The organism is Rhizobium centroccidentale, assembly GCF_030182565.1.
Classification (GTDB): domain Bacteria; phylum Pseudomonadota; class Alphaproteobacteria; order Rhizobiales; family Rhizobiaceae; genus Rhizobium.
Map to the genome: position 1 here is coordinate 92,304 of NZ_JAQJCG010000008.1, position 12,937 is coordinate 105,240.

Here is a 12,937-nt window from a genome sequence, read left to right on the forward strand (position 1 = left end):
AAAATGGAAGTCATTCTCCTCGAACGCATCTCCAAGCTCGGCCAGATGGGTGAAACCGTCAAGGTTCGCGACGGCTTTGCCCGTAACTACCTGCTGCCGCTCGGCAAGGCGCTGCGCGCCAACGCCGCCAACAAGGCTCGTTTCGAAGCCGAGCGCGCCACGCTCGAAGCCCGCAACCTTGAGCGCAAGAGCGAAGCCCAGAAGGTTGCCGACGTTCTCGGCGGCAAGTCCTTCATCGTCGTTCGCTCGGCTGGCGAAACCGGACAGCTCTACGGTTCGGTCGCTGCACGTGACGTCGTCGAAATCCTCGCTGCCGAAGGCTTCAACATCGGCCGCAGCCAGGTTCACCTGAACACGCCGATCAAGTCCATCGGCCTGCACGACGTTGCCATCGCACTTCATGCCGAAGTCGAAATCCACGTTCAGCTCAACGTTGCCCGTTCCGCCGAAGAAGCCGAACGTCAGGCCAAGGGCGAAACCCTCACCTCCGCCGACGCCATCTACGGCATTGACGAAGACGCGCTGCGTCCGGAAGATTTCTTCGATCCGGAAGCTGACCGCGACGGCGAAGAAGAAGCTTGATCCTCAAGTTTTCGCAGTAATGTGAATGAAAAAGCCTGGGTCTTGCGGCCCAGGCTTTTTTGCTGGTTGGAATGCACGAGCCTTCCTCGTCCTTCGAGGCTTGGCGCTTCGGGGTGAGGATGGAGCGCGCTATGCTGCCTTGCGCAGGACAAAGCGTGATTTTCAGTCGCCGGCCCTCGGCTCCGGCAATGGAGCCGAATCCTTATCGATCGAAACGACGACGGACATGCCGGGTGCCAACTGATCCGCCAGAGGCTGCCCATCCTCGATCTTGATCCTGACGCCAATACGCTGAGCGACCTTCGTGAAATTGCCTGTGGCATTGTCGGGCCTGATGACGGCGAATTCGGAACCTGCTGCCGGGGAAAAGCGCTGGATGCGCCCCTTGATCTCGCGATGCCCCAGCGCATCGACGGAGATCGTGGCGGGCTGATCGAGCTTCATCCCGTCGAGCTGCGTTTCCTTGAAATTGGCAATGACCCAAACGTCTTTCGGCACCAGGTTCATCAGTTGCGTGCCAGGCGTCACATATTGGCCGAGGCGTACGCCGACCTCCCCGAGGCGGCCATCCTGCGGCGCCCTGATGGTCGTATTGTCCAGATCGATATCGGCAAGCTGCACGGCCGCTTCGGCACCGCTGACGCCGGCCTCGAGCGAGGCGCGGTTGACGATAATCGTCGTCAGGTTCTGCTGAGAGACATCGAGACCGGCTTTCGCCTGGTTGAGCGAGGCCTGAGCCTGCTGCAGCGTCGCCTGCGCCTGTTCGGAATCGCTCGTGGTCGAGACGCCTCTCGAAACCAGTGTCGTGACGCGGTCGAAGGCAAGCTGGGCACGCTTCAGCGCTGCATTGGCGCTGTCGATCTGCGCCTGGCTGGAGACGATGCCGGCCTTGGCGGCCTGTTCCTGCTGCTGCGAATTGGCAAGCGCGGCCTTTTGTCCGTCCAGCGTGGCGTGTGCCTGCGCCACCTTCTGCTTGTAGATGCGGTTATCGATCTGGGCGAGCACATCGCCCTCCTTGACGAGCTTGTAGTCCTTGATCGGCACATCGGTGATATAGCCGCTAACCTGCGGGCTGATGGTCGTGACATAGCCTTTGACATAGGCGTCGTCCGTGGTCTCGACCGCGGTCTTGAACGGCGGCAGATGCCAGGCATAGAGCACCAGCATGACGCCGCCGATGCCGGCGAGAACGGCGATGACTTCGATTGGGGAGCGAACGAGCCTCGACATGGAGCTATTTCATATCCTCATGGGTTGGATGTCGCGACCTCTACCCGATCGCCGGCCAGGCGAGCCCTGACGACGCGAAAGAGAACATGAATGGTTAGGCCGGCAAGCGAAAGGAAGGCGATTACGGCGGCAGTGAAGAAGGCATCTCCATAGGCAAGCATGTTGGCCTCACGGCTGACCTGTGCGCCGAGCAGCGCCAGCCCCTCCCCCTTCAGAAGCGCGCTATCCCCGATCACCTTGCCATAGGAGGATGAAAGCTGGCTGACGCGTGCGGCCACATGCGGATCCATCAGCAGCACGCGCTCCGTCAGAACGGCCGAATGGAACTTCTCGCGAATGGTGATCAGCGTGCCGTAGAAGGCCGAGCCGACAAGGCCGCCGATGCTTTGCGTGAAGGTGAAGACGACGAAGAAGGTCACCAGATAGGGCGGCCCCTTCGATATAGCCTCCTTGAAGCCTACGGACATGGATGGCGGCAGAAAGAGAGCAGCGCCCGCTGCCACCAGCGCCTGGCTGAGATACATCTGCTCGGGGCGGGTCAGGTTCGTCACCTGCGAATCCATCAGCGAGCCCGCGCCCATCAGGATGAGCGCGACGAACTGGATCTGCCAGCTGAAGCCATAACTCATGAACACGGTGCAGATGAGGCCCCCGATGATGGAGAAGGCCAGGATGATCCAGTACAGAATGGAGAGCTGATCGTAGAGCAGCCCGACGGCATTCTGATAAAAGGTCATGATGACGGAGGTCTGCTCGGCGGCAATGATGCGGAAGACCAGCAGGATCGCCGTCAGATGCAGAATTTCCGGCCGAAGCAGCCAGCGAACGTCGATCAAAGGCGTCGACCGCCTCAGTTCGACGACGATGGCAACGGTCAGGGACGCGACGGCAATCGCCAGCACAACCCCGAGCCATGGTACCTCCAGCCACCAATAGAGGCGCCCGACGGACAGGGCGACGGCCAGACAGCCGAAACCGATCGCCACGAGAAGATAGCTGAAGATATCGCCCAGCACGATGACCTTGACGCGCGGCGGCGGCGTCAGCGGCAGCAGATAGATGATCGGCATGACGAGCAGCGCCAATGCCATCTCCAGCGTATAGAGGCCGCGCCATTCGCCATAATCCAGCAGCGAAGGCGACACGAGGCGGGTGATGGGCGCAGCAAGCAGCGTGTTCATCATCGCCAGGCTGACGCCGATCGTCATCTTCTTCGCCGGCTCGAAGGCCTCCAGCATATAAAGGAAGCCTAGCGTCGAGAGCGGCGCAGCAGCAATCCCGCTCACGAAACGGACGACGATCGCAGAATGCAGGTCGGAGACGAAGAGGTTGAGCAGCGAGGCGAGCACGAAGCCGAGAATGCTGACCTCGGCGAAATTTCGCACGCCATATTGAAGGCGGATCTTCACCAGCGCGATGGCGAGGCTCACATTGGGCGCCATATAAGCGGCAGACAGCCACGCCGATTCGGTGGTGGTCGCCGCGATGGTTCCCTGGATCTGGGTCAGATTGGCGAAGGCGAGATTGAGACCGAGGCCCTGTGTCAGAAAGAACATGACGGATGCCGCAATATAGAGCGGCACTTTCCAGCCCGGCATAGGCGGTGGAGCGGGCGGGACGGCGTTGGCTTGCGCATTGGCGACCGGGCCCGGTTCCCCGCTCATGCATTACCTCATGATTTGCCAATATTCTGAAGATTGGCAGTCATTGCGCGAATAACCTTGAGCGCCATGCCGACATCCTCGTCCGAAATTCCTTCCAAGATATCCGCGCGCACACCGGTGGCAAGAGCTTCGACCTCGGCGGCGACGACTTTTCCGGATTCCGTCATGAAGATCTGTTTGGCGCGACGATCGGATACGGCGGCACGACGTTCGATGAAATTCTGCGCCTCCATCGCATCGAGGATGCGCACGAGCGTCGGCGTTTCCAGCTCCAGTTCGTCGGCGAGCTCCCTCTGGTTTATTCCGTCCCGGCGCGAGAGCTTGCGAAAAACCCTTGCACGGGAAAGGGTCATGCCGTGTTCGCGAACGAGGGCGTCAAACGCTGCCCTCAGCTTGCGATTGAACGCGGAAAGGTCGTCGAAGAGTTCTTGTCTTGATGGCGCACCTGGCATTATTGCAACTTTATACTATAAGCATCCTACCCTAATTTAAGGGGAATACCCGGATTTTCCCAGCTTTTCAAGCAGGATAGCTGCAACAGTTGATGCGTGCAGCGAAAGACCCGGCTAAAATGTTCCCCACGGATAATTTGCATAAGTGATTCGTGTGTCGGTCTTTGCGTTGCAAAGTGGCCACAAGAGATTTTTTACGTGGCGGAAACTTGTCCCTGTGGACGAGTGGAACAACGTTGATAGGTCGGTATGGCCATCCGTTTGCACGGTTGACCATGACATCGGAACATCGCAAACCAGACGACACCCTAAAGCATGAAGAGATGGAAAATGAACGAAGCTGCGCGCAAGCTCGCCGCCATTGCTCCCGCCGACCAGCATTATCGCGAAGCGCCCAACAATATTGAGGCGGAACAGGCTCTGCTCGGTGCCATCCTCGTCAATAACGATGCTTATTACCGCGTCTCAGACTTCCTGAAGCCGATCCATCTTTACGAACCGCTGCATCGCAAGATCTTCGAGGTCGCCGGCGACATCATCCGCATGGGCAAAACAGCCAATCCGGTGACGATCAAGAGCTTCGTGCCGGCGGATGAGAAGGTCGGCGACATGACGGTCGCGCAGTATCTTGCGCGCCTTGCCGTCGAAGCCGTGTCGATCATCAATGCGGAAGACTATGGCCGCGCCATCTATGATCTGGCGCTCCGCCGCGCGCTGATCACCATCGGCGAGGACATGGTCAACATCGCCTATGACGCGCCGCTCGACATGCCGCCGCAAACGCAGATCGAGGATACCGAACGCCGGCTGTTCGAGCTTGCCGAGAATGGCCGCTACGACGGCGGCTTTCAGTCGTTCAATGATGCTGTCGCACTGGCGATCGACATGGCGGCCGTTGCCAAGGAGCGTGACGGCGGCCTCTCCGGCATCTCCACGGGCATCCACTCGCTTGACAGCAAGATGGGCGGCCTGCAGCGCTCCGACTTGATCGTCCTTGCCGGCCGCCCCGGCATGGGTAAGACCTCGCTTGCGACCAACATCGCCTATAATATCGCCGCTGCTTACGAGGGCGAAGTCCAAGCGGATGGCTCGATGAAGGCGAAGAACGGCGGCGTCGTCGGCTTCTACTCGCTGGAAATGTCGTCCGAACAGCTCGCCACGCGTATCATCTCCGAGCAGACGGAAGTCTCCTCGTCGAAGATCCGACGCGGCGATATCAATGACGCCGATTTCGAAAAGCTCGTTGCCTGCTCTATGATGATGCAGAAGGTGCCACTCTATATCGACCAGACCGGCGGCATCTCCATCGCCCAGCTTTCCGCGCGTGCCCGACGCTTGAAACGTCAACGCGGCCTCGACGTTCTGGTGGTCGACTACGTGCAGCTGATGACCGGCTCCGGCAAATCGAACGAGAACCGCGTCCAGGAAATCACCCAGATCACCACCGGCTTGAAGGCGCTCGGCAAAGAATTGAACGTGCCGATCATCGCGCTCTCCCAGCTCTCGCGCGCGGTCGAAAGCCGCGACGACAAGCGGCCGCAGCTTTCGGACCTGCGCGAATCTGGCTCCATCGAGCAGGACGCCGACGTGGTGCTCTTCGTGTTCCGCGAGGAATATTATGTGAAGAACCAGGAGCCGCGCGACCCGAACGACCCGAAATATGCGGAATGGGAAGCGCTGTTCGATCGCGTGAAGGGCACGGCCGATGTCATCATCGCCAAGCAACGTCACGGACCGACCGGCACGGTGAAGCTGGCCTTCCAGTCGGAATTCACCCGATTTGCCGACCTCGCCGACCCGTCTTTCACGCAGTATGAGGAACATTGACACGAAGCTTGCCGGGTCAATGTTCTGCTGGGACGGAGAACCGCTTCGCACTTTTCCCGGAAAGGACTTCAGAGTCCCGCAGCCCGCAGCAAAGCCACCGTCGCAACGCCGACAACAACGCTTGTCAGCATCGGCAAGCGGCGGGAGGCGATGGCGGTGGCCGCGCAGGCGAGCGTCTCCGCCCAGCCGGTAGTAAAAGCCGTCGGGGCAATGACAGCCATCAGCACGGCCGGTGGAATAGCTTCGATTGCGGTTCGCCGGCGCTCGTCAATCCTGACGTAGTGAATCAGGACGAGACCGCCAACACGGGTGAAGATCGTTGCGGCAGCCATGGCGAGGATGGCGAGCAGAGTGTTGAGATCGAGCGTCATGCCGCCTGCTCCCGCGCCCTGCCTTTCCAGAATGCCATTGCCAGTCCCGCCAGCGCGCCGGCCGCAATATGCCAGACACCGGGCACGAACTGATGGACAGCAACGGCTGCAATTCCGCTTGCGGCAAGCACCGCGCCGGTTTCCGATCCTTTCCAGAAGCCCATGACCAGCACGATGAAGACGGCCGGAAAGGCAAAGTCGAGACCGATGACGGCGGGGTTGCCGAGAAAGGCGCCAAGCAGAGCACCCGCAAGCGACGAGCCGACCCAGGCCAAGTAGAAGGGCGTGACAATGCCCGCATACCAGGCGGGTGTGAGCCGCAACGTGCCGGCGCGGAATTCCGCCATGGCCCAAATCTCGTCGGCGAGAAACAGCATGGCGAGATAGCGTTTGATGCCTGAGAAAGACTGCATCTTCGTGCCGATCGAGGCGCTCATCAGCAAGTGCCTGACATTGACGAGCAGGGCCGCGAAGCCGGCGCCAATCCAGCTTGCGGGATGTGTCCAGATATCCATCGCCACGAATTGCGATCCACCGGCGAAGACGAGCGCGCTCATCAGTGTGGTCTCCAGCGGCGAAAGCCCCTTGGTCGCCGAAACCGCGCCAAACACGAGGCCGATCGGCAGGACGGCGACGATCAGCGGAAAAATGGCACGCATCCCGGCTTTGAATTCGCCGGCCGGCTGGCTTTGCTGCAACATTGGCAACCCCTACTTCAACAATGACGGAGAGGTAGCCGACGGCAGCCGGCGCTGTATTGAACGAAAGTGACTAGAGTTCCATCCGGAATCCGCAAAGCGTTTTCACTATTCGCGGAAAAGCGAAAATGCTCTATATTCTTATTTCCCAGCGCATTCCGGACGTAAAATCGCTGCGCAGTTTTCCTGGAAATGCGCTAGCCAACGCGGAACTGGCCCGGGGTGACGCCGGTGCGCGATTTGAAGTGGCGCGTGAAATGCGCCTGATCGGCGAAACCGCATTCCATGGCGACGTCGGCCGGCATGCGGCCCTCCCTGAGCAATCGGCGGGCAACGATGACGCGCCGGTCGGTCAGAAAGGCATGGGGCGTAATATGATACTCCCTACGGAAAGCGCGGATCAGGTGCGCGCGGCTCAGCCCCGCAACCTTGGCCAACTCCTCCAATCCGATATCGCTGTCGAAATTCTCCATGAGATAATCGCGGGCGCGCGCGACGGCGCTACGCTCCTTCGTATCGACGGGAAGAATGATCGTGCTGCCGTAGCGCGCAAAGAGCGCCGCCAGCACCGAGAACATGCCTTCATCGGATTCCAGCGCGCCGGCGCCGCTCTCGAGTGTGCGGTGCGCCTTGTGGAAGGCGTTGGCAAGCTGAGGATCGCGCAACAACGAACGGGCGAAAGATGGCGTCGCGTTGAAGGCTTTGCCGGTGACATCTTCCAGAATGTCGACGAAGAGCTTCGTGTCCGGGTAGATCATTCGGTAGCGATAGCCTTCGCCGCCCGGAGCGCCGTCATGCACTATGCCAGGATTGATGAGATAGAGATCGCCCGGCCCGGTTTCTTCCCGCCTGCCGCGCAGTGTAGCGATCTGGCTGCCGCTCTCAATCGCCCCGATGCTGAACGTGTCGTGCGCATGCGGCGCATATTCATGCGTCACGAAGCTTGCGCTTAGACATTCCATGCCGCGAAAGCGACCGTCTCGCCAGAAGCGGGTCGATTCCACCTTGGCAAGCGGCATGGCGTCAGCGGCCTCTTTCTGCGAAACATTATGCATATCAGCACATTAGCGTCCCTGCTCCTGCGCGTCTTGAACAAAAGTGATCGCGTGTGGGAAAGACTGGTATCCGCCTGTCCGCGCTTTCTTGAGAAGGCGTGATCGGATCCGTCGTTCTGCTGGACGATCCAAAGATGAAAACCTAAAAAGCGTTAGGCCTTTGAAGGAGAAGACAAATTGAAACGCATCGAGATGAAGGTGAGCGGCGGCTGCCAGTGCGGTGCCGTGCGCTATCACGCAACTGCCATGCATGATAATTCGCATCTCTGCCATTGCCGCATGTGTCAGAAAGCCTCGGGCAACATCTTTGCCGCGCTCGTCGCCGCGCCCGATGATGCGCTCACCTGGACGCGCGGCAAACCGAGCGTCTGGAAGAGTTCCGAGCTTGTCGAGCGCGGTTTCTGCGCCAATTGCGGCACGCCATTGTTCTTCCATCACCTCGAAAACGGCCGCACCAACCTGATGATAGGTTCGCTGGACGATCCGCACGCCTTCCCGCCGCATGCCAACACCTGCACCGAGAACATGGTTAGATGGTTCGATACGATTACGGGCCTAGAAAATACCGGTATGACTGAAAATAACGGTGCCGAATGGGCTGCGGCGATCAAGACGAGCAACAACCAGCACCCTGATCGCGATACCGCCTCATGGGCGGTGAGAAGGCGTGACGACTGAGTCCTATCCGGCGATCACCCGCGGGGCACTGTCCGTTGCCGCTATTCCGAAATAACCACCATCCCGGAAACTAAAGGCCGCAACAGCCTACTTTCAGGATGATGCGCGCAGAGTGTCTGAAGGGCAGCCCTGCAGCTCATTCGTGCCTCGAAGCAGCCTCTGGTGTGGCGGCAGTTTCTGCCTAATTCCGCATACATGCCTCGCAGCACTTTTTCTTTTCATCGACGGCCAGTATCCTGATCCAAGCCAAATCACCTCCGGCCACTTCCTTATTCAGGGCGCCCCATGACAGATAATTTCAATGACGATGATGCTTTCGCTTCCGCCGGCCTGCGACTGACGGTGGATCTCGGCGCGCTCGTCGAAAACTGGCGCGACCTCGCGCGCCGCTCGGGGAAGGCCCGCACCTCAGCCGTCGTCAAGGCCGATGCCTACGGCCTGGGGATCGAGGATGTCGGCGAAACGCTTTATGCTGCAGGTGCGCGCGATTTCTTCGTCGCCACCGCCGATGAAGGCGCGACATTGCGGCTCTATGCTCCGGAAGCGCGCATCTTCGTCTTGAGCGGTATCTGGCCGGGCATGGAGCGGCGGTTCTTCGAAAACGACCTCGTACCGGTCATTGCTTCGGAAGAACAGTTGACCTTCTGGATGTCGGTTCTGTCGGATTATGGCGACTATCCCTGCGCGCTGCAGGTCGACACCGGCTTCAACCGGCTCGGCCTGCCGATGGACGATGCGATCGCGCTTGCCGATGACGTTTCCCGTCCCGCAAGCTTTGCGCCGGTTCTCGTGATGAGCCATCTCGCCTGCGGCGACGATCCTTCCAATGCAATGAACAGCCAGCAGCTCGAGGCCTTTCGCAAGGTCAGCGCTGCCTTCGAAGGCATCGAGGCAAGCCTTGCCAATTCGGCCGGCATCTTTCTCGGCGCCGACTATCATTTCGATCTCACGCGCCCGGGTATCGCCACCTATGGCGGAGAGGCCATTCCCGGCATCGCCAATCCGATGCGCCCGGTGGCAACGGCGGAAGCACGGATCATCCAGACCCGGTCCGTCAAATCGGGCGAAACCGTAGGATATGGCCGCGCGCTGCAATTGACCCGCGATAGCCGGTTGGCGATTGTCTCTGCCGGCTATGCCGACGGCTATATGCGCAGCCAGTCGAGCGGCGGCGTGCCGCTGCGCCAGACCGGCATTGCGGGCGGTCATGGCTTCATTGCCGGTCATAAGGTGCCCGTTGCCGGCCGCATCACCATGGACCTCACCATTTTTGATGTCACCGACCTGCCGGAAAACCTGGTCAGAGCCGGTGACTATGTCGAGCTTTTCGGCAGCAATATCTCGGTCGACGAGGCCGCAAGATCGGCCGGAACGATCGGCTACGAGATGCTGACCAGCATGGGGCTGCGGCACGAGCGCCGGTATATCTCGGAAGAGACCGAAGAATAGCCCGGCTATTCTCAGTTTATTTAGCGGGCGCTGATCGCCAGCCGGACGCCAAGGGCGACGAACAGCGTGCCGAGACCGCGATCGAGCCACAGGCCCAGGCTCCGATTGCGCCGGAGGGCTTCGCTCAATCGGCCGCCCAGCAGGATCAACGGCGGTTCGATGAAGGCGGCGACGACGATGATCAGGCTGCCATGCAGCAGAAGCTGCGCCCAGACCGGGCCGGCGCCTTCGACGACGAATTGAGGCAGGAAAGCCAGGAAGAAAATCGCGACCTTCGGGTTGAGCAGTGAGACCATGATGCCTTGCCGATAGATGCGGCCCCAGGAGAGCGTCTTGGCCGCCTCCTTGATCCATGCCCCCTCGCCTTTCGAGCGCAGCGCCTGAATGCCGAGCCAGATCAGATAGGCCGCGCCGATCCATTTGACCGTCGAAAAGGCCAGCGCAGAGGCAGCAAGAATCGCTGAAAGGCCGGCGGCCGCCATCAAAACATGCAGGCACGCGCCACTCCAAATCCCGAAAAGCGCCGCAAAACCGGAGCGCATGCCGCTTCGGATCGTATGGCCGAGAATGAAGGCTATATCAGGCCCCGGCGACAGATTGAGGAGGATTGCAGCGGTCAGAAAGCCCATCCAGTGCGCAAGCGAATAGTCAAACATCGGTCATCATCCATAAAACCCGGCATAAAAGCTGACACGATCGCCATTGATACGGAAATCATTAGTTTTGATAGGCCGGGAAAGACATTATCTGACTGCCCAAGCGATTCGTCGCGAAAAGCAACGCATTCGAAGTTTGAGAACATCCGATGGCCAAAGCCCGCACACAATTCATCTGCCAGAACTGCGGCACGGTCCACAATCGCTGGGCCGGCAAGTGCGACAGCTGCGGCGCGTGGAACACCATCGTCGAGGAAGATCCGATGGGCGGGATCGGCGGCGGACCGGCCAAGACGCCGAAGAAGGGCAAGCCCGTCGCGCTGACCACGCTTTCGGGTGAAATCGAGGAAGCGCCGCGCATCCATACCGGCATATCCGAACTCGATCGCGCCACTGGCGGCGGTTTCGTGCGGGGATCGGCCGTTCTCGTCGGCGGCGATCCCGGCATCGGCAAATCGACGCTGCTGATGCAGGCGGCAGCAGCCCTCGCCCGCCAGGGCCACAAGATCGTCTATGTGTCCGGCGAAGAGGCCGTGGCACAGGTTCGTCTGCGCGCGCAGCGGTTGAAGGCGGCCGACACGGAAGTGCTGCTCGCCGCCGAAACCAATGTCGAAGACATCCTGGCGACGCTTTCCGAGGGCAAGCGGCCGGATCTCGTCATTATCGATTCCATCCAGACACTGTGGAGCGAGCTCGCCGAATCCGCGCCCGGGACGGTGACGCAAGTGCGTACCGGCGTGCAGGCGATGATCCGCTTCGCCAAGCAGACGGGAACTGCGATGGTGCTGGTCGGCCATGTCACCAAGGACGGCCAGATCGCCGGGCCGCGCGTCGTGGAGCATATGGTCGATGCCGTCCTCTATTTCGAAGGTGATCGCGGCCATCATTACCGCATCCTACGCACGGTGAAGAACCGTTTCGGCCCCACCGACGAGATCGGCGTGTTCGAAATGTCCGACGCCGGGCTCCGCGACGTGCCCAACCCGTCCGAGCTCTTTCTCGGCGAGCGCAATGAAAAGTCGCCGGGTGCGGCCGTCTTCGCCGGCATCGAGGGAACACGCCCGGTGTTGGTCGAGGTGCAGGCGCTGGTCGCGCCAACATCGCTCGGCACCCCGCGCCGCGCCATCGTCGGCTGGGATTCGGCGCGCCTTTCGATGATTCTCGCCGTTCTGGAAGCGCATTGCGGCGTCAGGCTTGGCCAGCACGATGTTTACCTCAATATTGCCGGCGGCTACCGCATTTCCGAGCCGGCTGCGGACGTTGCCGTCGCTTCTGCACTGGTTTCCTCCCTAGCCGGTCTTGCTCTGCCCGCCGATTGCGTCTATTTCGGCGAAGTCAGCCTGTCGGGCGCCGTCCGGCCGGTCGCGCACACCGCCCAGCGCCTCAAGGAAGCCGAGAAGCTGGGATTTTCCGGGGCTGTTCTGCCTGCCGCTTCCGCCGATCTGCCGAAGGTCAACGGCGGACGCTGGAGTGAGATCGACAGCCTGCCGGATCTGGTGGCGCGCATTGCCGGATCGAAAGGTACGCTCAAGCGCGCGGAAGACGAAGACTGAGCCTTGCTTCAGCCGTTCTTGGCGAAGAAGAGGCTCCTGATTGAGGCCGATGCCGACCAAAAGGTCCGGCAAGTCTTGAAGTGGATTATAGATGCCCATTACGATTTTCGACGGTATTGTTATCGGCGTTCTTCTCTTCTCCGCCGTTCTGGCCATGGTTCGCGGCTTCTCGCGCGAAATTCTCTCGATCGTGAGCTGGGGCGGCGCCGCAGTCGCCGCCTACTATCTTTATCCGCTGCTCGTTCCCTACGCCCTGCAATACAAGGCCGACACCAAGATCGCGACGATCGCGTCCGCCGCCGTCATCTTCCTGCTGGCGCTGATCATCATTTCCTTCATCACCATCCGGATTGCCGATTTCATCATTGACAGCCGCATCGGTGCGCTCGACCGCACGCTTGGCTTCCTCTTCGGTGCGGCGCGCGGCCTGCTCCTGATGGTCGTCGTCGTGGCCTTCTGGAACTGGCTGGTAGCACCGGCCGCCCGTCCGGACTGGGTCAACAACGCCAAATCGAAGCCATTCCTCGATTCAATGGTCGAGAAGCTGACGGCAGCGCTTCCGCAGGACATTCAGGCAAGGCTGCCGGCCGAGATCCTCAACAAGATCGCGCCGAAGCAGCAGGGAAGCGGCGAAAACGCCACGCCGAACGATACCGCACCGTCGGATGACGCGCCTGCGCCGCAGACAAACAATTGACAGTGCGTTTACAGGCTTGACCTGC

13 protein-coding genes are annotated in these 12,937 nt (G+C 60.5%); 6 read left to right on the forward strand and 7 right to left on the reverse strand.

Features of this window, described 5'->3' with window-relative positions:
- Window positions 1-3: 3 nt before the first annotated feature.
- Window positions 4-582: a 50S ribosomal protein L9 gene (gene rplI, locus PH562_RS12910; RefSeq protein WP_113229545.1), complete on the forward strand. Its 579-nt coding sequence runs from the start codon at window positions 4-6 to the stop codon at window positions 580-582.
- Between the two features lie 162 nt (window positions 583-744).
- Here the strand turns inward: rplI and PH562_RS12915 are convergent, their stop codons facing one another.
- Genes PH562_RS12915 through PH562_RS12925 form a run of 3 tightly spaced genes read right to left on the reverse strand, consistent with a single transcriptional unit; the run spans window position 745 to window position 3,928 of the window.
- Entirely contained in the window at window positions 745-1,812 is a 1,068-nt protein-coding gene (locus PH562_RS12915) for an HlyD family secretion protein (protein WP_113229544.1), read from the reverse strand.
- A 17-nt stretch (window positions 1,813-1,829) separates the two neighbouring features.
- Complete coding sequence (locus PH562_RS12920) at window positions 1,830-3,476, reverse strand: MFS transporter (RefSeq protein ID WP_285173490.1); 1,647 nt, start codon at window positions 3,474-3,476, stop codon at window positions 1,830-1,832.
- An 8-nt stretch (window positions 3,477-3,484) separates the two neighbouring features.
- Window positions 3,485-3,928 carry a MarR family winged helix-turn-helix transcriptional regulator gene (locus PH562_RS12925; RefSeq protein WP_092710521.1) on the reverse strand — a complete coding sequence of 148 codons (444 nt, stop codon included), beginning with the start codon at window positions 3,926-3,928 and terminating at the stop codon, window positions 3,485-3,487.
- A 330-nt stretch (window positions 3,929-4,258) separates the two neighbouring features.
- Here PH562_RS12925 and PH562_RS12930 point away from each other — a divergent pair, with 330 nt between their 5' ends.
- Window positions 4,259-5,755, forward strand: coding sequence for a replicative DNA helicase (locus tag PH562_RS12930; protein ID WP_113229541.1), 1,497 nt, complete (start codon window positions 4,259-4,261; stop codon window positions 5,753-5,755).
- Between the two features lie 68 nt (window positions 5,756-5,823).
- On the opposite strand, the gene PH562_RS12935 is transcribed toward PH562_RS12930, so the two are convergent.
- From PH562_RS12935 to PH562_RS12945, 3 genes are all read right to left on the reverse strand, one after another.
- The gene (locus PH562_RS12935; RefSeq protein ID WP_285173498.1) at window positions 5,824-6,126 is read right to left on the reverse strand and encodes an AzlD family protein; all 303 of its coding nucleotides are present in this window, start codon (window positions 6,124-6,126) and stop codon (window positions 5,824-5,826) included.
- On the reverse strand, window positions 6,123-6,827 hold the full coding sequence (locus PH562_RS12940; RefSeq protein WP_285173500.1) for an AzlC family ABC transporter permease: 705 nt from the start codon (window positions 6,825-6,827) through the stop codon (window positions 6,123-6,125). The genes PH562_RS12935 and PH562_RS12940 overlap by 4 nt, the downstream gene beginning before the upstream one ends.
- Window positions 6,828-7,021: 194 nt before the next feature.
- Complete coding sequence (locus PH562_RS12945; RefSeq protein WP_285173643.1) at window positions 7,022-7,843, reverse strand: AraC family transcriptional regulator; 822 nt, start codon at window positions 7,841-7,843, stop codon at window positions 7,022-7,024.
- A gap of 213 nt (window positions 7,844-8,056) precedes the next feature.
- On the opposite strand from PH562_RS12945, the gene PH562_RS12950 reads away from it, so the two are divergent.
- Together PH562_RS12950 and alr are read left to right on the forward strand one after the other, a co-directional pair.
- Entirely contained in the window at window positions 8,057-8,557 is a 501-nt protein-coding gene (locus PH562_RS12950; RefSeq protein WP_285173503.1) for a GFA family protein, read from the forward strand.
- Window positions 8,558-8,842: 285 nt separating this feature from the next.
- On the forward strand, window positions 8,843-10,006 hold the full coding sequence (gene alr / locus PH562_RS12955; protein ID WP_285173504.1) for an alanine racemase: 1,164 nt from the start codon (window positions 8,843-8,845) through the stop codon (window positions 10,004-10,006).
- 20 nt (window positions 10,007-10,026) lie between these two features.
- Here the strand turns inward: alr and PH562_RS12960 are convergent, their stop codons facing one another.
- Window positions 10,027-10,662, reverse strand: coding sequence for a LysE family translocator (locus PH562_RS12960; RefSeq protein ID WP_113229536.1), 636 nt, complete (start codon window positions 10,660-10,662; stop codon window positions 10,027-10,029).
- A gap of 149 nt (window positions 10,663-10,811) precedes the next feature.
- Between PH562_RS12960 and radA the strand changes: the two genes are divergently transcribed.
- Together radA and PH562_RS12970 are read left to right on the forward strand one after the other, a co-directional pair.
- Window positions 10,812-12,215 carry a DNA repair protein RadA gene (gene radA / locus PH562_RS12965; RefSeq protein WP_285173508.1) on the forward strand — a complete coding sequence of 468 codons (1,404 nt, stop codon included), beginning with the start codon at window positions 10,812-10,814 and terminating at the stop codon, window positions 12,213-12,215.
- Between the two features lie 91 nt (window positions 12,216-12,306).
- Window positions 12,307-12,912 (forward strand): CvpA family protein, encoded by a 606-nt coding sequence (locus tag PH562_RS12970; protein ID WP_285173510.1) that lies wholly within the window; start codon window positions 12,307-12,309, stop codon window positions 12,910-12,912.
- Window positions 12,913-12,937 lie beyond the last annotated feature (25 nt).

Coding starts and splice junctions, on each gene's coding strand:
- rplI (WP_113229545.1), top strand. CDS start 4: ATGGAAGTCATTCTCCTCGAACGCATCTCCAAGCTCGGCCAGATGGGT.
- PH562_RS12915 (WP_113229544.1), bottom strand. CDS start 1,812: ATGTCGAGGCTCGTTCGCTCCCCAATCGAAGTCATCGCCGTTCTCGCC.
- PH562_RS12920 (WP_285173490.1), bottom strand. CDS start 3,476: ATGAGCGGGGAACCGGGCCCGGTCGCCAATGCGCAAGCCAACGCCGTC.
- PH562_RS12925 (WP_092710521.1), bottom strand. CDS start 3,928: ATGCCAGGTGCGCCATCAAGACAAGAACTCTTCGACGACCTTTCCGCG.
- PH562_RS12930 (WP_113229541.1), top strand. CDS start 4,259: ATGAACGAAGCTGCGCGCAAGCTCGCCGCCATTGCTCCCGCCGACCAG.
- PH562_RS12935 (WP_285173498.1), bottom strand. CDS start 6,126: ATGACGCTCGATCTCAACACTCTGCTCGCCATCCTCGCCATGGCTGCC.
- PH562_RS12940 (WP_285173500.1), bottom strand. CDS start 6,827: ATGTTGCAGCAAAGCCAGCCGGCCGGCGAATTCAAAGCCGGGATGCGT.
- PH562_RS12945 (WP_285173643.1), bottom strand. CDS start 7,843: ATGCCGCTTGCCAAGGTGGAATCGACCCGCTTCTGGCGAGACGGTCGC.
- alr (WP_285173504.1), top strand. CDS start 8,843: ATGACAGATAATTTCAATGACGATGATGCTTTCGCTTCCGCCGGCCTG.
- PH562_RS12960 (WP_113229536.1), bottom strand. CDS start 10,662: ATGTTTGACTATTCGCTTGCGCACTGGATGGGCTTTCTGACCGCTGCA.
- radA (WP_285173508.1), top strand. CDS start 10,812: ATGGCCAAAGCCCGCACACAATTCATCTGCCAGAACTGCGGCACGGTC.
- PH562_RS12970 (WP_285173510.1), top strand. CDS start 12,307: ATGCCCATTACGATTTTCGACGGTATTGTTATCGGCGTTCTTCTCTTC.